The organism is Bacillus sp. RC242, from assembly GCF_044908245.1.
Taxonomy (GTDB): Bacteria; Bacillota; Bacilli; order Bacillales; family Bacillaceae_G; genus Bacillus_A; species Bacillus_A mycoides.
The window spans coordinates 23,730-44,807 of record NZ_JBIYCZ010000017.1; the positions used below are offsets into that span (position 1 = coordinate 23,730).

Genomic DNA, 21,078 nt, shown 5'->3' on the forward strand with positions numbered 1-21,078 from the left:
TTAAACGTTTTTTCACTATAAACTGATTGTAGATAATGTAAAAAAGGAGTGAATATTTATTATGTCCGACGTTCTGTTACTAAGTCGTTTTCAATTTGCAATTACTATTTTTTATCACTTTTTATTTGTACCTTTGACAATCGGACTTGTTATTTTAGTAGCATGTATGGAAACTCAATACGCCCGCACATTGAATCCAACATACCGCAAAATGGCAAATTTCTGGGGAAAACTTTTTACAATTAACTTCGTAATGGGGATTATAACTGGGATTACGATGGAATTCCAATTTGGAACAAACTGGTCTGAGTACTCCAAATATATGGGGGATATTTTCGGATCACCTCTCGCAATCGAAGCACTCGTTGCCTTCTTCTTAGAATCTACTTTCATGGGAATATGGTTATTCGGTAAAGACAAAATCTCACCAAAATTCCGTGCTTTCTGTATGTGGATGGTTGCACTTGGAACAAATATTTCTGCCCTTTGGATTATTACTGCAAATGGCTTTATGCAAAACCCCGTTGGCTATGTAGTACGTAATGGCCGCGCTGAATTAAATGACTTCTGGGCTCTTGTTACAAATCCATACGCTTGGAACATGTTCTTCCATACTGTAATTGGTTGTTATATTGTCGGTGCTTTCTTCGTTATGGCAATTAGTGCATATCACTTACTACGTAAAAACGAAGTGGAATCCTTCAAAAAATCATTTAAATTTGGTTTAATGTTAGGTTTATTCGCCGCAACAATCACACCATTTATGGGCCATCAATCCGGTGTATCAGCTGCTAAATATCAACCAGCAAAAGGAGCTGCGATGGAAGCAGTTTGGGAAACTGGAAAAGGACAAGGATTCTCGATTGTTCAAATTCCTGATGTAAAAAACGAAAAAAACTTTGAATTCCTTACTATTCCGAAACTAGGAAGCTTCTTCTACACAAACTCATTTGATGGCGAAATTGTTGGTTTAAAAGATATTCCGAAAGATGAACGTCCAAATGTTAACCTCGTGTACTATAGCTTCCACTTAATGGTTGCACTTGGTATGTTCTTTATGGCATTAACTTGGTACGGTTTCTACTTAAACCGAAAAGGAAAACTAGAAAACTCAAAACGTTATTTAAAAATCACAATGTGGTCTGTTTTACTACCATATATCGCAATTAACGCTGGGTGGATTGTTGCCGAAGTAGGTCGTCAACCATGGACAGTATATAAACTGATGCGTACAGCGGAATCTGTATCACCTATATCTGTTCCACAAATTTGGTTCTCCTTAATTAGTTTAATCTTGTTCTACACATTACTTTTAATCGCAGATGCATACTTAATGCTAAAGTTCGCGAAAAAAGGACCTGCTGCATTAGAAGAGCCTGCTACTGAAGGAGGTACAGCTCATGTCTCATGATATGCTTGCAATTATCTGGTTCGGTTTATGGGGCGTAATTTGGACAGTTTACTTCATTCTTGATGGCTACGCACTCGGTAACGGGATGATTTTCCCATTCGTTGCGAAAGACCGACAAGAACGAAATCAATTACAAGAAGCAATTGGTCCATTCTGGGGTGGTAATGAAGTATGGTTAATTACAGCTGGTGGTGCAACATTTGCTGCCTTCCCAATCACATATGCAAATATGTTTAGTTACCTATATACACCACTGTTTTTAGTATTACTTGCACTATTTGCTCGTGCCGCTGGACTTGAATTTATGCATAAAGACGATTCACCAATTTGGCAAAAAACTTGTAAATGGGCATTTACAATTGGTAGTTTCCTAATCGCCTTCTTATTCGGCGTTACATTCGCTAACCTGTATTACGGGCTGCAAATCGGAAAAGATGGTTATGAAGGAACTTTACTTAGCTTACTAAACCATTATGGTATTTTAGGTGGTCTTTTCTTCACTGCTATATTCGTCGTATCTGGTGCCCTTTGGATTATGATTAAAACAACTGGCGAAGTATCTGATCGTGCTTATAAAATCGCAAGACCATTTTCAATGGCAGCTGCTATCATTTTAGCTATTTTCTATGTCGCAACTGCAAATCGTACAAATTTATTCCAAAACTTCACGGAATATCCTGTACTATTCATTCTTCCAGTACTTGCAATGTTAATGAGTGTACTCACACTTATTATGGTGTACAAACATAAAATCGGCCTTGCATTCACATTCGTTTGCTTAACAATCGCAATGTTTATGACAACTGGTTTTGCAGGTATGTTCCCAAGAATGTTACCATCTCGTATTAACGACGCTTATAGTACAACGTTATACAACGCAGCTGGTAGTCAATTAAACTTAAAAATTATGTTCTTCGTTGCAATCGTCATGGTACCAATCGTTATTGGATATCAGCTTTGGAGCTACAGCATATTTAAAAATAAAATTCATAAAGACTCTGCTAAAGGATATCACTAAAATAAAAAAGACACTTCGAGCGAAGTGTCTTTTTTATTTTACGTATGATTTTCGATAAGATGTTACATTTCTAATCTAACAACTATGATAAAGAAGAATCACTAACAGCTCACAACTAAATTGTATCACAGGGCAAGCACATCATTTTATGCAATTTTACATATAAAAATTATAACGTAGATTGAATTACTTGGTCATACACATCGTTATCCGTTACATCTGCCGTACTAATACCACTGAATGTCCTCACATTTAATCCGGTATTTGAAGATCCCGATCCATTATAAGCTTTCGTTTTTTCAATTGGATGTACGTTATATTTATCACCTAAGTTAATTGTCCCATTACAGTTCTCAATAATAACCCCTTCCACAATAGCTGGCATTTTATCACCTACTTTCATTTCGTTACTCCCATTCTATGAGAATCGCCTAAAAAAATAGCATGTGTGAATAAGAAAAAAGCACTCAGGCTGAGTGCTTTTTTCTTATTTACCGCTCTTCTTTCTCTCACAAGCAATTCCATCGCCATCACGATCTAAATGCTTACCGTAATACGGACTATCTCTTGTAATATCGTAAACTCCAGCATCATTTGCTTCTTTACAGTTAGCAAAGCGTTTTGGTTCTGGCTTTTGTTCCGGCTTCACCTCTGGTTGTGGTTGTTCTTGTCTTGCTCCTGGTCTTTCTTCAAGTGGTAATGTCGCGTTATATAAGAACTGAACATATTGCTCACGACTTACATGCATTCTAGGTGCGAATTTACCATCACCAGTTCCAGCTGTAATATAATTTGATTTAACTGCAGTAATCGCAGGATTCGCCCATCCATTTCTATCTACATCCGGGAAATTATGATCCCCTCTAATTTGCAATTGAAACCCTTTTGTTAAAATTTGTGCCATTTCATCGCGAGTTAACGAATCTTTCGGCCTAAAGTTCCCTGTGTCATCTCCAGCGAATACACCGATCTCTGTTAAAGCAAGAATCTCTTTTTTAAACTGAGTCGAACGATCAGTAACATCTTTATAAGGATTATTATACTGTTCTTTTACTGCTGGCTTTAATTGACGGAACATAAGGGCTGCAACTTGCTCACGAGTTACATCATCACCAAATCCAAAAATCCCATTTCCATATCCAGCAACAATATTTTTATTTGCTAAATCCATAATTGCCTTATAAGCCCAATGATTGTTTGGAACATCTTTAAACTGAGTACTTGCCTGCGCTGTCCCGATTGAAGTAAATGCTGTAGTTGCAACAATTGCACCTGTTAAAAGTAATTTTTTAAATCCCATACTTAAGTCTCCTTCTCTTTTCCATAATAACTATTTAACAATATAACAAATTATATAAATTCATTTTGTCATATTCTGTCGAATACAAAAAAAGAACCCCGAAGGATTCTTTTTTTGCTAAGCACAAATGGCAATTTTGGAGACAGTTGACTCTTTCAAAATTTATTAGGGGTAATATTTTGAAAAAGAAAGCCTTTCATATGTAGCTTAACACCACTGGAATATATAGTAAATTGATAATCTTTATACGGAAGATTGCTAATGTTTAGTATAGATAGTTTGCACTACGTTAATAGTGGAAATTATCTATACTAAGAAACAAAAAGACGCCTTTCAAGAAGACGTCCTTTCCCCTGTTTATATATACCCCATCCCGCTTTTTGTAAACACACACTAGAAAACAGAATCATGAATTGTTACAAGATTGTTAGGTACAAAAAGAGTAGAGGTAAATATTAATATAAAATTCTGCTTTATAGCGTGTATCCACAATTTATATTTTAATCCTCTTCCCTTGAAAATAAACATAATATGCATAATTACATACCAAAAAGAAAAAGACACTCCACAGAGTGCCTCTTCAACCATTTTACTTTTAATATATCACTTTGAATACATTTTACCATATTTAACTATATCGATTGTTGAGAAAATTCTAAATCGTTATTTTTTTATCAACATCTTCAAAATCATGTAATATTAAGGATGCAATAAAACATTATACAAATTGAGGTGTACTATATTTATGTTTTTCGGAATCATTCCTCTTATATTGTTTATTATTTTTCTTATCTCTTACTTAAAAGATCCACGAAAAATAATAAATGGCTTTTTATTTAATGCCTTTTTCTGTTCATTTCTATTATTTTGTGCAATCGCCTCGTTTGCATCTGGTAGTAACACTTTACATTTCATCGTTATTCTACCCATGTTAGCTCTACTTTTCATGATACCTTTTGGCATCGTTGCTCTAATGTTTGGACTATTTCTTAATGCGAGAATCTTGATGAGGCGTGAAGGAAGACGCTTTACAAACTCTTTAACTTTAATTGCTGCTTTAGGGATTTTATTCTGTATACTAATCCCTATCATAAATCCAGCAAGTTTATTCTCAGAGCATTTTCAATTTATTTTTGCTGCTATTTCTCTTGTAACTATGTATTTCTTTATACATTTATCTAACTTCTTAAGCGCTTATTTTCTATACCAATTCAATAGACCGAGACGTAATCAAGATTTCATCATCGTTCTTGGTAGCGGCTTAATTAATGACAAAGTGCCACCCTTACTTGCAAGTCGCATTAATAAATCAATCGACTTTTATTGGAAGCAAGCCGCTGTGAATACACCACCAACAATCATTTTCTCTGGTGGGCAAGGGCCTGATGAAGGTCTTCCGGAAGCAGAAGCGATGCAAAATTATGCTGTTGAAAAAGGCATTCCGCTTGAATATACGGTACAAGAAAATCGTTCTGTAAACACATATCAAAACATGTCGTTCTCTAAAGAAATTATGGATTCTTTAAAACCAGAAGGTAAGTATAAAAGTATTTTTACAACGAATAATTTCCATCTTTTCCGTGCTGGCATATATGCAAGACAAGCTGGCCTTAATAGCCAAGGAATCGGATCAAAAACAGCCTTTTATTACTGGCCTAATGCAATGATTCGCGAATATGTCGCAATTGTCGTTATGGGGCGTAAGCGCCATATGAAAATATGTGGAACTATTTTAGGTTTCGCTTTATTCCTAACAGTCGTTAGTTTTATACTTTCTTAACAACATCCCATCCTTTAAAAGGGTGGGATTTCTTATACGAATTTCAAAAATATTTTAATGGTACTATGGTGATAATATTCCCTGCATACATCCATTAAAGGAGAATTTTTTCAAATATAATGTTAAAATGGTTGTTAGGCATGAATCGAACTGATTAGCAAACATGTAAGAAAAAGAAACTAGTTTGAAACGAGGAAATTATATGAAAAAAATGATCAAGAGTAAGCCCAATAAGCTGAAAATTGCTTCAAAAGCTTTGATGATTATTATTGGGGCATTTATCACAGCGTACGGATTAGAAGCTGTCTTAATTCCAAATAACGTATCCGACGGTGGTGTGACTGGTTTAAGTATCGTTAGTTCAAGATTATTTGGATTGCCATTAGGAGCTCTAATCGCAGTTATTAACATTCCTTTCGTTTGGTTAGGATATAAACAAATCGGTAAAAGCTTTGCAATTTATTCCATCATCGGGATTGCTTCATTAGCAATAGGTACCGTTGTCATGCACGGAATACCAACTATTATTGAAGGCGATACACTACTCGTTACAGTTGTTGGTGGTATTATTATCGGTTTCGGTATGGGACTAGCCTTACGTAACGGCGGCGCATTAGATGGAATCGATATGCTAGCTGTATTACTTTCTCGTAAGTTACCTTTTGGAACAAGTGACCTTATTTTATTCTTAAATATGTTTGTCTTTATTTTTGTTTCAACAGTATTTGGTCTTCAAGGGGCTATCCTTTCGGCAATTGCTTACTTTATCGCTTCGAAAGTGATTCATATCGTTGAAGTTGGTTTAAGTGGTTCGAAAACATTTAAAATCATCACGAAAGAGCCTGAATTAATGGTAGAAACAATTCGCGATCGTTTAGGCCGAAGCGCAACGTATAACGAAGTATATGGTGGTTATTCAAGAGAGAAATTCAAAGAAATTTCTTGTGTAATTAACCGTTTAGAAGAAAGTAAAATGAAGGACCTGATTAATGAAATCGATCCTAATGCCTTTATTACAGTTTATGACGTAGCTGAAGTAAAAGGCGGTAACTTTAAGAAACGTGATATTCATTAATCATTATGAAAAAAGAGGGTGTGCCAAAATATTGGTGCAGCCTCTTTTTATTATGAAGTTGGTAAATCGATATTCCTTTTCGAATCGTTGATATATTTTGAGCTACGATAGATATAATCGAAAAACCGTTGATATATTTTACTCCCCCCATCTTCCCCCGCTTTTAATCCAATCGACGTACTTTTGAAAGGCGGGCACTTCATGCTGAAAGCGAAGCGGAACATATAGAAAGAGAGTACATGTACATAGTATCCATAGAATACCAACTACAAAGTGAAATTTCATCGTTGTACTAATAAACAAACTGAGGAATAATACGAGGAACATGATTAAACTAAATCTTTTATACATAGTCATAATATTCCCTCCTTATTCATTAATTGTACCAGCTGCAAGGAATTAATTCCCATAATAAAAAGACCGAAAAGCAAATTCCGCTTTTCGGTCTCTATACTATCTTCTCTTCATAATTTTCCCTGAACCGCCAACCCTTGTTTTCGGGGGCGACGTATTCTTTGGTGGGGTTTTAATGGATGATTTCGGCTTCACATCAGATCCACTCGAACCACCCGGATTTTTCGTAATTTTCCCTTTGCTTCCGGTAGAAGGCGGTGGCGTCTTGTTACTTCCTTTTTCCGTAATACTTCCTTTATCACCTACAGATGATTTCGGATCTACATTATCGCCTCGCTTAATAATAGATCCTTTCCCTTCCTTCGTAATTGGAGGCGGGGTTTTCTTTTCTTCTTTCGTAGGTGGTCTTTCCGGGATAACCGGTTTATGATTTTGTCTGTCATTATATCCGCGATAATCACCGTATGATGATTTGCGTGAACCGAATATATCGTTTAATATACTCCCCATAATATATCCTTGTAAGAAGGATGGTTGGTAATTTTGACGGACAAATTCTTCATTACTTATTTCAATTAACGTATCAGATGGTTTCTCTTTATCCTTTTGTAAATTATACATTTTATCAGAATAAACGAGGAACATTTGATTTTCGTCTTCTTTAGATGCTTGCTTCGGTTTCCTTTCAGCTATAAGTTCCTTTGCAACTTCAGGAACTGACCGATTGGCGGCCCTATACACGTAAGATTCTTGTTTACCATCCTTTGCGACAGACTCTAGTGGGTAACGGTCCTGAATTGACTTCGCCTGACCACTTTGACAGCCCGATAAAGCATAACCGGCAATAACAAGTAATGTAACGATAGCAAGTATAGGGATCACGAACGATTTAATCATGGTAAACAATCGGTTTGACATGATTACGCCCCCCTTATGTTGCTCTTATGATTTGTACATCAGCAGGAATAATTACTTCTCCCTCATACATCATTGTGCGACCATTTTGCCATTCAACACGTAATAATTTGCGGTTATCAGATTGGAATTCCCATACGTACTGTTCTTCTGAAGCAGCGAATGGTGTTTTCCCCATAACAACAACACGTCCATTATATTGTTCTTCCATATGATACTCTATATCATCCATTTCAATCGTCGTCGGAATTTCATCGATTGAATCTAAACGACCATCAATCGGTGTATACAATTTGTAATACGTATTTTCACGGTCTTCGATTTTCAAATAACGAATATCTTTCCCATCCTGCAAAGTTAAAATAATCTCCTTGCGAGAATGCATGCTCGTTTTCCCAGTTAATTCGTACATGACTAACGAGACTTCAATCATATCGCCAGGAGCCAACGTTAAAAGACTCTTTTCTGGCTTCGGCGGCTCCGGACTCTTCATTATATTTTTAATACGTTTAAATAAACTCACAATCTACCCCTCCTTTTCTCTTTATAAACAAGCACCTAAAATAAGTGCACCAACGATATGTAATGAACCAGCTAACAACGCATGTGCTAAGCTGCCTTCTTTCGTTCCTTCTTCTAAATCTAAACCAGACATTTTCTTTAACACAAACTCAATGAACATTTCTACAATTAATAAAATAACGAATGAAACTGCTGAGGCAAGAAGCGCTTGCCATAAGTCATTCGCTTTCGTAATCGATTGTGACAAAATGTATCCTTGAGCGAATAATTTCATAACGAAACGCGTTGTCACTGCTGTATTTCCATTTTTCATTTCTTTTAAATCATTGTATTTTGTAAAAATCGAATCAACCCACATAATTGCAAATAAAAGTACTGCACTCGCCCCAGTCCATACAAGCATAGCTAAAACATTCATCCACGTCATTACAAAACCTCCTCTAAAAAAGTAATAGAAAACCGACATGAATTCTCTTCAGACATGTCGGTTTCTTTGTCTATTCTATATTATTTCTCATACTGCTTCATAATACGAGCTAATTCATCGTCAACAACAGAATTTTTGTTTAAGCTTGCGAATTCATCATCTAACGACTTTTCTTTCTTGTAAATTTCACCGCTTGCTTCTGCTTCAGCCTCTAATTGAAGTGCTTTCTCTTCCATACGGCTTAAACCAGCTTTTGCTGAATTTGAATCAAATCCAGACATCGCCTGATTAATATTCTTTTGTGCTTTCGCTGCATTTACACGTGCAACAAGTGTTTCACGTTTATTTTTCAGCTCTGTTAATTGCTTACGCATTTCTTCTAGCTTCAGACGAAGGTTATCAGCAGCTGCTTTGTTTTGCTCATAGCTCGCTTTATACTCATTCATCTTTTGCTCTGCATTTTGTTTTTCTTCAAGAGCACGACGCGCAAGGTCAAGATTGCTTGCTTGAACAGCCATATGAGCTTGCTCTTCACGTTTTTTCACAAGTGCTTCTTGCTCTTCAAATAATATTTTGAATTTCTTCTCAAGTGCAATTTGAGCTGCTACACTTTTCTCAGCTTCTTGTACATCCGCTTGCATATCGCGTAAATATTGATCCGTCATCTTAACTGGATCTTCCGCTTTTTCAATTAATGAATATACATTCGACATTGTTAAATCTCGTAATCGTTTAAATACAGACATTCTAATTCCTCCTATGACTTACCTCATATTTCAAATTCACTACTTGGAAAACTGAAAAATCTCCCTTAACAGTAAAGAATATTCATTTTTACAGCCTATGTGTTTATTATAACAAAACTAATATGTCCTTACATGTTATTTCCAAAATACAGCCAATATAATATGACATTCTAGATAAAACATTGTATTCCTAATATATTCTCATTAACCCTCTTCAGAATTGACATATTTTTATGCACTTTCACTAAATTACATTATTGTAATGTTACTGTAAGCTAACTCGATAGTTACGTTTCAATATTTCTTATACACTAATACCAGAAGCAACAAACAAGCTTCTCATAATTTCAGGACTAATACAAAAAATGTATTTACTATAAAACATATAAAAGGAGCAATCATCATGAAAAAATTAGTAGGAATCGGATTAGCAGCAGCAATTTCATTCGGAGCATTATCAGGTTGTTCTTTATTAGGAGAAAAAGCGAACGGCTTTGTACTATACGGAACAGATGAGCAAATTCAACAAGTTACAGATAAAAATAAAAAAGAAGTGAAAGAAAAAGACTTCTATAAAATGAAAATGACAACATTAGAGGGTAAAAAAGTTCTTGTAATGGATAAGAAAACTGGTGAAGAACTGGTGAAAAAAGAATTACTTAGCAAAGTTGATAAAAACGATGATACAAAACCACTTGATAAATTACCAGCTGTAACAACAGAAGAAGGCGTGTTATTTGCAAAAGAGAAAGTAGAAAATGCTACACTTGATGGGGCAAAATTAAAATACGAAGGCAACACAATTATCGGAAGTGGCCGTGCATATGCAGACATGTTCGCAATTGTTGACGATGCAACTTATGGAAATGTAAAAGGTGATGAAAAATCTGTTGGTGTATTAAAATTCGATAAAGACCCTAGTAAAGAATTCCCTGGTTACAACGGAGTAGAAGCTTCTCAGCTTGTAAAAATTAAAAAGTAAACAAAAAAGCTTTGCGAAATTCGCAAAGCTTTTTTCTATTTATGAGCAATTTGCTCCATATCTGGACTACAAGTTTGCGACTGACATGACTTACTTAAAGAGCATGCTGCGCATTTTCCCTTTTTACTTCTCTTTACAAAATTAACTAACGTATATGCTGCATAACCAAAAATGATAGCTCCAATTATAATATTGACCATCACCGCGATACATCTCCTTCTAGAATCCGAGTAAGGACCCAACTTGGTATATAATGAGCGTTAATACATAAGCAACAACGAGCGGATAAACGACAGAGAAAACTGTCCATTTCATCGATCCAGTTTCACGTTTAATAACAGCTACTGTCGCTAAGCACGGAACATATAATAAAATAAAGAACATAAATGCATAGGCTGATAGCGCAGTATAATGTGCTCCCATTACATTTCCTAGCACATCTTCTTTAACCGCATAAATAATTGCCATCGTAGAAACGACAACTTCTTTCGCTAAAAATCCTGTTAAAAGGGATGCCGCAGCTTGCCACGTTCCAAAACCGAGCGGTGCAAAAAGTGGTGCAATAAATCCACCAATCATCGCTAAGAAACTGTCTCCCATATCAACACCAAATCCTGATGGACCTGCATAGTTTAATAACCAAATGACAACAGAACCACCGAAGATGAATGTACCCGCTTTACGAACAAATCCTTTACCTTTCTCCCACGTGCTCAGCCATAACGTTTTCGCTTGCGGCACACGGTAAGGTGGTAGTTCAATTACAAAAATAGATTTTTCTGCTTTTAAAATAGTAAGAGACATAATTTTTGTAACGAGTAATGCAAGAACAATACCTGCAATGTATAAAGAGAACACAACAGTCGCCTGACTATGAGGGAAGAAAACTCCCGCAAATAGTGCATATACAGGTAAACGTGCCGAACAAGACATAAACGGTGTTACAAGAACTGTAAGTAACCTTTCTTTTTCTTGTTCAATCGTTCTCGCTGCCATAATACCTGGAACGTTACATCCAAAGCCGATAATCATCGGAATAAATGCTTTTCCGTTTAAACCGAAAAACTCCATAATTCTATCCATAACAACTGCAATTCGTGCCATATATCCCGAGTCTTCTAATAATGAAATGAAGAAGAATAGTGCAAAGATTTGTGGAACGAATACTAATACCGCACCAACACCAGCAATAATACCTTCTGTAACGAGTGCTTGAATAAAGTCAGAAGCCCCAACACTTGTGAGCCCAGCTGTAACCCAATCAGTAAGTTGTCCGCCAAAAAATCCATCAAGTATATCAGATAAAGGTGTACCAATCCACGTAAACGTAACCTGAAAAATAAAAAACATGACTGCTAAAAAGATTGGAAGTCCTAAAATTTTATGTGTAATTAACCTATCAATTTTTTCTGAAAAAGGAATTTTCCCTTCTTTCTCATGTTGCATAACATTTGTTTTTAACTTTTCAATATACGCTTCACGAGTCTTGTAAATGTGCTCTTCCAACGTACAATCAAGTTTTCCATCTAAACGAGATCGAATGGCTATAAGTTCCTTATAAATTGGTAATGCTTTCATTTCTTTTTCTACTACTTCGTTATTGCTTAAAAATTGAAGGGCTAACCATCTCGGATGCTCATAATTCGCTGTCTCTAAAAGAGCGATTACCTCTCCAATTCCTTCATCCATTTGTACACCATATGAAATAATGAATGGCTTTTTCTCTTTTTGTTTCTCTTCATGAAGAGTAGTAAGTAATTCTTCACAGCCTTTTCCGGTTCTTGCGATGACAGGAACGACTGTTACACCTAATATTTCTGATAGCCGTTTTACATTAATAACAATTCCTCTTTGCTTTGCCACATCAATCATATTTAAACCAATTGAAACGGGCTTACCAAATTCAAGTAATTGCAATGTTAAATGCATATTTCGCTCAAATTGAGAAGAATCCACTATATTTAACATATGATGAAATTCATCTGTTAGTAGAAAATTCGTAACGACACCTTCATCACGTGAAACTGGATTCAAATCATAAACGCCTGGTAAATCAATTAATGTTCCTTGCTTATCTTTTAATTTACCAACCTTCTTTTCTACTGTTACACCACTCCAGTTTCCTACATATTCATAAGAACCGGTAAGTGCATTAAATAATGATGTTTTCCCTGTATTCGGATTCCCTAGCAAAGCAACCTTATTCACGCTAATTCCACCTTTATCATTTTCGCGTCACAATGACGAATACTAATTAACTGTCCACGACACTCCAATGTACAAGGACCTTTAAACATCGCTTTCTGTTTCAAGCGAAGTTCGCTTCCTTCCGCGAGACCGAAAGCAGCTAGTCTACGCTTTAATAACTGATCTAAAGACTGAATACTTTTTACTAACACTTTCTCGCCAATTTTAATATCTACTAAGCTCATAACCTTCCCCCTCAGAAGAGAATGATAATTATTTTCAAAAAAATTATATCATACTCTATTTCACTTGGACTATATCTTTTTGCTTCATATTTATTAACATTTCAATACAATTATATTTCAATAATTGTCATACAAAGTATGTTTGCCATTCTCATCCATTTCACTTACAATAAACAATAACAAAAGAATCTCGTTATCACAGGGGGAGCCTTACCGCTGAGAGGGAACAATTCGTTCCGACCCTTTGAACCTGTTAGTTAATGCTAACGCAGGAATTGTGCAAACGTCCGAAATACACACCTCTTTTTTTATTTACGTATTTCGTATCCTCCTATGATAATGTTCTTTTTTGTGAAACTTGGATTTAGGGGGAGACAACATGCGTAACACCAATTTACAAGCGATGATCGAATCTGCAATTCTTGCAGCCTTCGCCTTGATTATCGACATTCTACCATTATCAATTAAACTTCCAACAGGCGGTTCCATATCATTTGCTATGATTCCTATTTTTATTATCGCATACCGCTGGGGCTTCAAAAGGGCTTTCTTAGGAGGCTTAATTTGGGGGCTTTTACAAATTGTCGTAGGCGATGCTTACATTCTAACACCAGTTCAAGCATTCATTGAGTACTTCATTGCCTTTGCCTTTATCGGCTTTGCTGGTTTATTCTATCGTCCAATTCAAAAAGCACTTGCCTCAGACAACAGTAATGCAGAGCATTCAAGTTTTGGTAGTCGCAAAGATAAACCAAAACAAAACAAAGGAAAAAAAGCACTCGTTTACATTATCCTTGCCACATTTGTCGGCAGCTTTGCACGCTATTTCTGTCACTTTATTGCTGGTATTATTTTCTTTGGTCAATATGCACCTAAAGGACAATCAGCTGTGCTATATTCATTAATTGTAAACGGCAGTACCATGATCGGTTCTTTCATACTATGTACTGTATTACTAATTCTTTTATTTACAACTTCACCACGCTTATTCAAAAGCATCGGTGCTTATCAAATGAATACACAAAAAAAGGGCGCTTAATTAGCGCTCTTTTTTTATCAAAGCTCTCAATGAGTAATATCAATAATAAATACAATAAATGCACAAAGAAAAATAAATACCATCACGCCTAGTAAATCGCTATTCACGGCTAATCTACTCCTTACATAACCTCATTTTCTATCCAAATTATACTTCTTAAAAATAAAGATTAGGTAAAGATAATATGAAGTTAAATTAAAAAAACGTAGATTGTATTATCTACGCTTTTTTCGGTAAATAGAAGTAAAATAAAACACCATCTTCGGTATTCTTCACCCCATATTCAGCATTGTGCAGTTCTAAAATATTTTTTGAAATCGCAAGGCCAAGCCCTGTTCCACCTTGTGAACGTTTCCTTGCCGCATCCACGCGATAAAAACGATCCCAAATTTTATCTAATTGTTCTTCTTCAATGTGAGCACCTTTATTTTCAATACATACTTTTATATGATCCTTCACGTCTATTGTGGAAATAATAATATCTTCTTTTTCTGGTGTATAACGTATTGCATTCGTAATAAAATTCACAATTACTTGTTCAATTCTATTTTGATTCCCAATCACTTCTGCTGGACATATATGTTTGTGCACACTCAGTTCTTTTTTCTCTATCTCCGCTGAAAGCTGTTCACATATTTCTTCAATCACTCCATCTATATAGAAAGAATCCATCTTCATGTTATATGTGCCAGACTCAAATTTAGCTAATTCAAGCATATCCAAAATTAGTATATCCATCTTGTCTACTTCTTTTTCCATCGCCTGAAAATAGTAGTCTTTCTTATGTTCAGCTACCCCATCTTTTAAAATGGAAATACAGCTTTTCATAATACTCAGCGGCGTTTTTAGTTCATGCGATACACCCGCAATAAATTCTTTCCTTGTGTTTTCTAACTTTCTTTCTTTTTCAATATCTTGTTCTAACTGTCCAATATGTGAATGTAGTTTATTAGATAATGTATTAATATTTTGCGATAAATCACCAATTTCATCTTTTGAAGTAATCGGAATTTTTTCTGTGAAATCCAAATGAGCTATTTTCTTCGTTGTATCATTTATTTTTAGTAACGGTTTTGCAATTTGTTTTGAGTAATAAAACGAAGCTAGAAAAATTAGAACGACTACAAATGCTACAATATAGATGTAATAATCTTGCACCATTTGTACAGCCTCATCTACAGGCTGTAAAGAAGCCATCGCATATATATATGTTACCGATCCGTCTTTTTCTTTTTTTGGTTTAATTAATAATTTATATTTTATATCATTTTTTTCATAGTCCATTATTTGTGTTGAATACTGTATATGATTATTCTCTTTTAATAATAACTCAGTTTGAAATTCCTTTATGCTATCTAAGAATAAACTATTTTTATAAATTGGATTCACAGGACCTTTTACATCGGGGAACTGTACTTTCGTAACACGTCCTACTATGAAAGCATCTAATTCCTGAGCAGCTTGCTCCTGAACGGCCGGCTTCTTTTCCTTAACAACTTGTTCCTCAGCTGCTTTCTTTTTCTCCTGATCTAATTTAATCATTTTCTCATTAAATGCTTTTTCTAACGGTTTATTAGATCCACTTAAATTTTGTTTACCTAACGAGAAAGAGAATGGAATAAAACTTTCTTCTTTTCTCACTCCAGAAAAATAAATTTCTTGTCCTAAAAACTTCTCTGATAATTTATTATCAATCTCCTCTATATTGACGAGATTACCTAAGGGAATCTTGAATATTTGTTGTCCAAAGCTCTTTTGTTGCCTACGGTCTATCGTTACTTCAAAATAAAAATCATCCACATGTTTTAAATTCCCATTCTGATCTAACGTCGTAATCCACGTATTATTTTCTCTTAAAAAATCTTGCTCCAGTTTCTGAACTTCTTCTGCACTTCCTGCATAATTCAAATAATTCTTCTCAAAGGAATTTAAATTCACTTTAATATCTTCTACTTTTCGGTTCGCATAATATTGTTTGAAAAATATTGTTTGCCCAATAAATATCGTCGCTAAAATCAACATACATAGGGCTGTTGTAAGTGTAAATAATTTAAGTACAATCCCATTTCTCATATGTTCCCCTCGAATTTATAACCGGTTCGCACTACAGTTGTAATGTGCTTTGATTTCTCTCCTAATTTATTTCGTAAATTACGAATATGGCTATTAACCGTTCGATCATCACCAGCAAACTCATATCCCCAAATTCTTGAAATTAATTGCTCTCTTGTTAGTACAATTCCTTGGTTTTTCATGAAATACACTAATATTTCAAATTCTGTATGTGTTAAAGTAATGTCTGCCTCATCAACAGTAACAGTACGTGACGGAAAATGGACGTGAATGCCATGAATTGATAACGTATCATCTTCATTTTCTAAAGGTTTCTTTGATGCTTGTCTACTTTCTAATAATCGTTTCGCTCTCGCTAATAAAATAGGCGGACTATACGGTTTCGCAACATAATCATCTGCCCCAAGCTCAAATCCAAGTAACGTATCATCTTCATCTACACGTGCCGTCAGCATAATAATTGGGACCCCGGACGTCTTACGGATCCTTCGGCAAACAGACCATCCATCTAGTTCTGGTAACATAATATCAAGTATAACTAAATCGACCTCTTCTTCTTCAAATAAAACTAAAGCCTCTTTCCCGTCTCTCGCTTCAAGCACTTTATATTGTTCACTCAAAAAGTAATCCTTTAATATTTCGCGTAAAATATCTTCATCTTCAACAATTAAAATGTTTTTTGACATAATCTATGTCTCCCCCTCTCATTTTAAGTAGCTAGCATTTTGTACTTGATAATTTTATTTTGAATTGCTCGTAATTAACTTTGCCTCGATAATATATCGATCCGGTGCATCCCCTATATAATCAAATGGATAGCAAGTCGTCAGTGTTAATGTCGGCTCTTCTTTTTTTACAATAACAGTGCGATCATCCGCATGTGTAATCCATGTCTTTTGAATTTCGTATGTGTACATTTTATTATCATACTCCAAAATAAGGTTATCCTTTTCTTTTAACTCTCCTAAATCTGTAAATACAGTATCTCGATGCCCACTCAGTACAGTATGTCCCCCTCCAGATGGTGTTGTCGTTAAATCACTGACAAACATACCGACTCCTTTTTTCAATGTTGCATCATTTGCTCCCCAATATATAGAAAACTTCTTCTTTATTTTCGGTATATTTAACATTGCTACCTTTTCTCCTTCTTTATGCTCGGTTTGAGAAGAAGGTACTTGGGAAGTTACAGGTGTTTCATGTGAAAGTTGATTATCTTGTATATTTTTAAAGCTCTTTATTTCTTCTTTCGTTAATTCTCGAGCAGAGCTTTTTCCTTTATACCATTCCACAGCGTAATACGATCCCATGAATAGCCCTATGGCCATCAATATGATACCGATATAATTGAGTAACTTCATGTTCCATCCCTCCATGCAAAAAATGGTAGGAATAACCTACCATTTTTAATATATGAAATTATCCCATTCTTTATAGAAAAATATTTTATTTACGCCTTAACTTTATTACGACGATTCAAACCAAATAATGTCCCTATCCCTACAAGGCATGCGCTTAGTGCCATCATTGCTACATTGTTTGATGCTGTGTTTGGTAATTTTTCACCTTGTACAACTGGCTTTGCTGCTTCTTTTTTTACTGCATCATTTTTTTGCCCGGCCTTAATTGCTTCTTCTTTTTTTGCAAGAGCTTCCTTTTCTTGAACTTGTGGTGTTACTTCTTTTTTCGCTGTATCATTCTTTTGCCCTGCTTTTATTGCTTCCTCTTTTTTAGCCATATCACTTTTTTCTTGTACTTGTGCCGCTTGCTTTTTCTCTACATCATTTTTTTGCTGTTCCTTAATTGCTTCTTCTTTTTTAGCTGCATCTTGCTGTACTTGCGCCGTTTCTTCTTTTGTTAATGTTCCAGTAGAAGCGCTTGCTACTGAAGAATATCCTACTGTTAAAAGTGCCATCGCACAAATTGGTAATAGTTTTTTTTTCATTTTATTTCTCTCCTTTTATACTTTATTCTAGTAATAAATTACGTCGCACCGGATGTATTACTAGAATAAACAAGAGATGTAAATATAAGATGCAGATGAAATGGAGTTCTTTTAAAGATTTCATTATAAAAAAAGGTTATCCAAAAATAATCTTTTGGATAACCTTTTTTATTTAATCTACACTTAAAGCTTTCTTCCCCATTTGGTTATAAATACTTGCAAACCAACTCTTACTCACTTTCACATTTTTCGTTCCATAAAATGGATCATTATAATACACGTAATTATCATCGACACCTGTTAAAACGACCGCATGAGTATTCATTCGTCCATAAATTGTTTTTCCGCCTGGTGTTTTCCACGTTGTAATTGGTCTTGGATTATTTAGTGCTACAGTTACCCAAGTAACAACTGGTTTCCCATTTCGTACATAATCTTCTAGGACTGAGAAATCATTTCCTGTTAAATTCGTTCCTCTTGCATATTTATCTAACAATCTTTTTAATGGTTCTGGATTAATAGAATATCCTGGCGTATTTCCTGTCACATCACCTACAAACCCTACATCTGGATCTCCCCAAATTTGTGATGATGTTTTATAGTTCTTTAATTTTGTTTGATCAAAAGGCATTTCAAACGCAAATGCTACTTTATTTAATGAACGACCAATTTGATGTTCCACAAGCATTTGTAAAGAAACTACTTCACAGCCATTGTGTAATTCTGGGAATTGGTAAATTGATGGTACGTTCAATATCACTTGACTACGATTAACATTGCCTTCATTCACCCATTTCAAACCATTATTAGTTTGTATTTGAATCCAACCGCCTGCTCTTTCGCCATACACTTCTACTGTTTGCGGAGAATATTTCCCTGATACGCGCGATACAAAACTAGGGCTGTCATATGCGAAAAATACTTTAGATAAATACTTTGTCTCCTTTTTCGTGTCCAACCATTGGTATCCTGCATATGTACTTATACGAAGCCACGTTCCTCTTTCTTCTACAACAGTTACTGTTTGTGGTCCATAATACGCTAAAACATTCGCAGACCGTGACGGAGCATCATAAGTAGTAAAGTCTCTATCAATCTGTACTTTCTTTTCAGTTAGACATACCCACTTATAGCCTACACTAGTACGAATTTTAATCCAATCGCCTTCTCTTTCTTCAACAACCGTCACTTCTTGCGGAGTATACTCGCCTGAAATACCAGATGATAATGACGATTCATTATATGTAACGAAGTTTTTCGTTATCTTTACTTTCTTCTCAGTTAAGCACACCCACTTAAAACCCAAATCCGTATAAATTTTTATCCATCCACCATCTCTTTCTTCATATACCCTTACTTCTTGTGATGCATATTCATTTGAAATACCTGATGATAATGATGGACTATTATAAGTAAAGAAATTTTTCGTTATATTTACCTTTTTCACTTTTACTTCGCTATCTTTAGATTGATCTGTCACCGCAACAAGTCGAGCTGCCTCAGCACGTGATATCGATTTATCAGGTTGCCACTGTGTTCCATCAATACCACTTGATATACCTAATTCTACTAAAATATTAATGAATTTCTCGCCCCAATGATCTTTCACATCATTAAATAATGTCGGTAATTCTCCATTAACTTTCGAATCTAATTGATATGCTTGTACAAGCATTGTTGCCATTGCCGCTCTTGTCATTTGACCGTACGGATTAAATTTCCCGTTTCCTTCACCTTTAATAACGCCTGCTTTTTCCACCGCTGCAATGTAAGAAGATGCCCAATTATCTTTCGAATCTATAAAGGTCGGCTTGTCTCCTTCTTTAACTTCTAATCCTAAAACTTTAGCCATAATTGTAGCCGCTTCAGCCCTACTTAATACGCTATGCGGTGAAAATGTTCCATCCGGCATTCCTGTAATTACTTTTTTATTCACTAAATAAGTAACAGACTCTTCCGCCCACCCTGGAACATCAGGGAATGATTGTGGTGCTGCTTGTAAATTACTTACTGCCCTCTTTAATTCTACTTCTCTTTTTTCCTGTTCTTCCTTTTGCTTTAATTCAAGCTCTTGTTTTTCTTGCTCTTCTTTTTGCTTTAATTCAATTTCTTGTTTTGTTTGTTCTTCTTTTTGCTTTAATTCAATTTCTTGTTTTGTTTGTTCTTCTTTTTGCTTTAATTCAAGCTCTTGTTTTGTTTGTTCTTCTTTTTGCTTTAATTCAATTTCTTGTTTTGTTTGTTCTTCTTTTTGCTTTAATTCAATTTCTTGTTTTTCCTGCTCTTCTTTCTGCTTTAACTCTATTTGCTGCTTCTCCAATTGTTGCTGCTTTATTCGTAATTCTTCTTGCTGTTTCTTTAATTCTTCTCTCTTTTGCTTCTCTTTTAATTCATGATTTGTCCCTTCTTGTTTATTCTTTTCGTCTACTTCTAATCGATCCTTCTCTTCAAGCTCTTCCTTCTTTTTTTGTTCCTCTAATTCATTCGAGTTTGTTTCTTCTTGGTTATTCTTTTCATCAATCTTCTTTTCTTTTAGTTCTAACGGATTCTTCTTTTCAAGTTTTTCTTGTTGTTTCTTTAATTCATCTAATTTTTGCTGAACTTCTTCTAATTGTCCTTTATCTTCGCTACCTTGTTTTAGTAACTCTTCTTTTTTCCGTTTTAATTCGTCAACCTTAATAAATAACTCTGCCTGCTGTTTCAAAATATCTTTTCTTTTTTCTAATTCCATTTGTTGCTCTTGTATAACTTCCAATTGTTTTTGCAATTCACTTTGTCTATCACTATGTATACTCTGTAAAGCTTCTATATTATTTCTTGTTTTATTTTCAATTTCCGCTAGCGAACTAGAAGGAAATGTTAATAGATTTGTTGCCAATAAACTCGCTACTGCAATTACACTATATTTTTTCATCATACACACCTTTTCTAATTTTACTTCCATCATATTTCCTACCATATGCAAAATGTAAGATTCCTTTATAATCATAACAAATCTTTCATACACTAAGGGACTTTTTATGGACAGGAAAGAAGCACCGTATAAATACGATGCTTCTTTC

The 21,078-nt window shown here is 35.0% G+C and carries 21 protein-coding genes and 1 riboswitch; of the genes, 6 read left to right on the top strand and 15 right to left on the bottom strand.

What is annotated here, in order from left to right:
* The first annotated feature begins 61 nt into the window (after positions 1-61).
* Both cydA and cydB read left to right on the top strand, forming a co-directional pair.
* Positions 62-1,411 (top strand): cytochrome ubiquinol oxidase subunit I, encoded by a 1,350-nt coding sequence (gene cydA / locus ABH957_RS24655; RefSeq protein WP_404512418.1) that lies wholly within the window; start codon positions 62-64, stop codon positions 1,409-1,411.
* Entirely contained in the window at positions 1,401-2,429 is a 1,029-nt protein-coding gene (gene cydB / locus ABH957_RS24660; RefSeq protein ID WP_002164909.1) for a cytochrome d ubiquinol oxidase subunit II, read from the top strand. The genes cydA and cydB overlap by 11 nt, the downstream gene beginning before the upstream one ends.
* A 169-nt stretch (positions 2,430-2,598) precedes the next feature.
* Here cydB and ABH957_RS24665 read toward each other — a convergent pair whose 3' ends face one another.
* The gene (locus ABH957_RS24665) at positions 2,599-2,832 is read right to left on the bottom strand and encodes a spore germination protein (RefSeq protein ID WP_002015747.1); all 234 of its coding nucleotides are present in this window, start codon (positions 2,830-2,832) and stop codon (positions 2,599-2,601) included.
* An 84-nt stretch (positions 2,833-2,916) separates the two neighbouring features.
* On the bottom strand, positions 2,917-3,729 hold the full coding sequence (locus tag ABH957_RS24670; RefSeq protein WP_002089166.1) for an S-layer homology domain-containing protein: 813 nt from the start codon (positions 3,727-3,729) through the stop codon (positions 2,917-2,919).
* A 745-nt stretch (positions 3,730-4,474) separates the two neighbouring features.
* Here ABH957_RS24670 and ABH957_RS24675 point away from each other — a divergent pair.
* Positions 4,475-5,509 (top strand): YdcF family protein, encoded by a 1,035-nt coding sequence (locus tag ABH957_RS24675; protein WP_404457696.1) that lies wholly within the window; start codon positions 4,475-4,477, stop codon positions 5,507-5,509.
* 202 nt (positions 5,510-5,711) lie between these two features.
* Entirely contained in the window at positions 5,712-6,584 is an 873-nt protein-coding gene (locus ABH957_RS24680) for a YitT family protein (protein WP_000738210.1), read from the top strand.
* 138 nt (positions 6,585-6,722) lie between these two features.
* Here ABH957_RS24680 and ABH957_RS24685 read toward each other — a convergent pair whose 3' ends face one another.
* From ABH957_RS24685 to ABH957_RS24705, 5 genes are all read right to left on the bottom strand, one after another.
* On the bottom strand, positions 6,723-6,941 hold the full coding sequence (locus ABH957_RS24685) for a hypothetical protein (RefSeq protein WP_193652298.1): 219 nt from the start codon (positions 6,939-6,941) through the stop codon (positions 6,723-6,725).
* A 96-nt stretch (positions 6,942-7,037) separates the two neighbouring features.
* On the bottom strand, positions 7,038-7,856 hold the full coding sequence (locus ABH957_RS24690) for a DUF4247 domain-containing protein (RefSeq protein WP_002089171.1): 819 nt from the start codon (positions 7,854-7,856) through the stop codon (positions 7,038-7,040).
* A 13-nt stretch (positions 7,857-7,869) separates the two neighbouring features.
* Positions 7,870-8,376 carry a DUF4178 domain-containing protein gene (locus ABH957_RS24695; RefSeq protein ID WP_002015752.1) on the bottom strand — a complete coding sequence of 169 codons (507 nt, stop codon included), beginning with the start codon at positions 8,374-8,376 and terminating at the stop codon, positions 7,870-7,872.
* A 21-nt stretch (positions 8,377-8,397) separates the two neighbouring features.
* Positions 8,398-8,802 (bottom strand): DUF350 domain-containing protein, encoded by a 405-nt coding sequence (locus ABH957_RS24700; protein ID WP_002015753.1) that lies wholly within the window; start codon positions 8,800-8,802, stop codon positions 8,398-8,400.
* Positions 8,803-8,882: 80 nt separating this feature from the next.
* Entirely contained in the window at positions 8,883-9,548 is a 666-nt protein-coding gene (locus ABH957_RS24705; RefSeq protein WP_002015754.1) for a PspA/IM30 family protein, read from the bottom strand.
* A 403-nt stretch (positions 9,549-9,951) separates the two neighbouring features.
* Here ABH957_RS24705 and ABH957_RS24710 point away from each other — a divergent pair, with 403 nt between their 5' ends.
* Positions 9,952-10,530: a lipoprotein BA_5634 family protein gene (locus ABH957_RS24710; RefSeq protein ID WP_002129594.1), complete on the top strand. Its 579-nt coding sequence runs from the start codon at positions 9,952-9,954 to the stop codon at positions 10,528-10,530.
* A 35-nt stretch (positions 10,531-10,565) separates the two neighbouring features.
* Here ABH957_RS24710 and ABH957_RS24715 read toward each other — a convergent pair whose 3' ends face one another.
* Genes ABH957_RS24715 through ABH957_RS24725 form a run of 3 tightly spaced genes read right to left on the bottom strand, consistent with a single transcriptional unit; the run spans position 10,566 to position 12,962 of the window.
* Entirely contained in the window at positions 10,566-10,733 is a 168-nt protein-coding gene (locus ABH957_RS24715; RefSeq protein ID WP_000989601.1) for a FeoB-associated Cys-rich membrane protein, read from the bottom strand.
* 16 nt (positions 10,734-10,749) lie between these two features.
* A complete protein-coding gene (gene feoB, locus ABH957_RS24720) occupies positions 10,750-12,738 on the bottom strand; it encodes a ferrous iron transport protein B (RefSeq protein ID WP_404512420.1) in 1,989 nt (662 codons plus the stop codon).
* Positions 12,735-12,962 carry a FeoA family protein gene (locus ABH957_RS24725; RefSeq protein ID WP_000060512.1) on the bottom strand — a complete coding sequence of 76 codons (228 nt, stop codon included), beginning with the start codon at positions 12,960-12,962 and terminating at the stop codon, positions 12,735-12,737. The genes feoB and ABH957_RS24725 overlap by 4 nt, the downstream gene beginning before the upstream one ends.
* 191 nt (positions 12,963-13,153) lie before the next feature.
* A riboswitch (TPP riboswitch) is annotated at positions 13,154-13,255 on the top strand.
* 86 nt (positions 13,256-13,341) lie between these two features.
* Here ABH957_RS24725 and thiT point away from each other — a divergent pair.
* Positions 13,342-14,001 (top strand): energy-coupled thiamine transporter ThiT, encoded by a 660-nt coding sequence (gene thiT / locus ABH957_RS24730; protein WP_044443876.1) that lies wholly within the window; start codon positions 13,342-13,344, stop codon positions 13,999-14,001.
* Between the two features lie 219 nt (positions 14,002-14,220).
* Here the strand turns inward: thiT and ABH957_RS24735 are convergent, their stop codons facing one another.
* The 5 genes from ABH957_RS24735 to ABH957_RS24755 form a co-directional block, all read right to left on the bottom strand.
* On the bottom strand, positions 14,221-16,074 hold the full coding sequence (locus ABH957_RS24735) for a sensor histidine kinase (RefSeq protein WP_404457703.1): 1,854 nt from the start codon (positions 16,072-16,074) through the stop codon (positions 14,221-14,223).
* Complete coding sequence (locus tag ABH957_RS24740) at positions 16,071-16,760, bottom strand: response regulator transcription factor (RefSeq protein WP_113938177.1); 690 nt, start codon at positions 16,758-16,760, stop codon at positions 16,071-16,073. Before ABH957_RS24740 ends, ABH957_RS24735 begins: the two co-directional genes overlap by 4 nt.
* 54 nt (positions 16,761-16,814) lie before the next feature.
* Positions 16,815-17,435, bottom strand: coding sequence for a class D sortase (locus ABH957_RS24745; protein WP_113938178.1), 621 nt, complete (start codon positions 17,433-17,435; stop codon positions 16,815-16,817).
* An 89-nt stretch (positions 17,436-17,524) separates the two neighbouring features.
* Complete coding sequence (locus ABH957_RS24750; RefSeq protein ID WP_404448396.1) at positions 17,525-18,019, bottom strand: LPXTG cell wall anchor domain-containing protein; 495 nt, start codon at positions 18,017-18,019, stop codon at positions 17,525-17,527.
* A gap of 172 nt (positions 18,020-18,191) precedes the next feature.
* Positions 18,192-20,933 carry an S-layer homology domain-containing protein gene (locus ABH957_RS24755; protein ID WP_404512446.1) on the bottom strand — a complete coding sequence of 914 codons (2,742 nt, stop codon included), beginning with the start codon at positions 20,931-20,933 and terminating at the stop codon, positions 18,192-18,194.
* Positions 20,934-21,078: the final 145 nt, after the last annotated feature.